The sequence below is a fragment of the Escherichia sp. WS3063 genome (assembly GCF_046486595.1).
Classification (GTDB): Bacteria; Pseudomonadota; Gammaproteobacteria; order Enterobacterales; family Enterobacteriaceae; genus Escherichia; species Escherichia coli.
This window is the reverse complement of sequence record NZ_JBJQKY010000075.1, coordinates 1-980: the sequence shown is the minus strand read 5'-3', so window position 1 is coordinate 980 and position 980 is coordinate 1. Positions and strand designations below refer to the sequence as shown.

Sequence of the window (980 nt, the reverse complement as noted above, 5' to 3'; positions counted from 1 at the left end):
CAGTTACTGCCGCGCATCAAGATCACCGAACTGCTGATGGACGTGGACGACTGGACGGGCTTCAGCCGCCACTTCACCCACTTGAAGGACGGGGCCGAGGCCAAAGACAGGACGTTGCTGCTGTCCGCAATCCTCGGTGATGCGATCAACCTCGGGCTGACCAAGATGGCCGAGTCGAGCCCCGGCCTGACCTACGCCAAGCTGTCCTGGCTGCAAGCCTGGCACATCCGCGACGAAACCTATTCGGCGGCCTTGGCCGAGCTGGTCAACCACCAGTATCGCCACGCCTTTGCCGCCCACTGGGGCGACGGCACGACCTCATCCTCCGATGGCCAGCGCTTCCGCGCGGGTGGCCGGGGCGAGAGCACCGGGCACGTCAACCCGAAGTACGGTAGCGAGCCGGGACGGCTGTTCTATACCCATATCTCCGACCAGTACGCGCCGTTCAGCACCCGCGTGGTGAATGTCGGCGTCCGCGATTCCACCTATGTGCTCGACGGCCTGCTGTACCACGAGTCCGACCTGCGGATCGAGGAGCACTACACCGACACGGCCGGCTTCACCGATCACGTCTTTGCCCTGATGCACCTGCTAGGCTTCCGCTTCGCGCCGCGCATCCGCGACCTCGGCGAAACCAAGCTGTACGTGCCGCAGGGCGTGCAAGCCTACCCGACGTTGCGCCCGCTGATCGGCGGCACCCTGAACATCAAGCACGTGCGTGCCCACTGGGACGACATCCTGCGCCTGGCCAGCTCGATCAAGCAGGGCACCGTCACCGCCTCGCTGATGCTGCGCAAGCTCGGCAGCTACCCGCGCCAGAACGGACTGGCCGTGGCCCTGCGCGAGCTGGGCCGGATCGAGCGCACGCTGTTCATCCTGGACTGGCTGCAAAGTGTTGAACTGCGCCGCCGCGTGCATGCCGGCCTGAACAAAGGTGAGGCGCGCAACTCGCTGGCCAGGGCGGTGTTCTTCAACCGCCT

General features: G+C 65.6%; 1 protein-coding gene. It reads left to right on the top strand.

The window, feature by feature from the left end; genetic code table 11:
* A partial coding sequence (locus ACJHYW_RS25235; protein ID WP_410233390.1) for a Tn3 family transposase occupies positions 1 to 980 on the top strand: 980 nt, incomplete at both ends.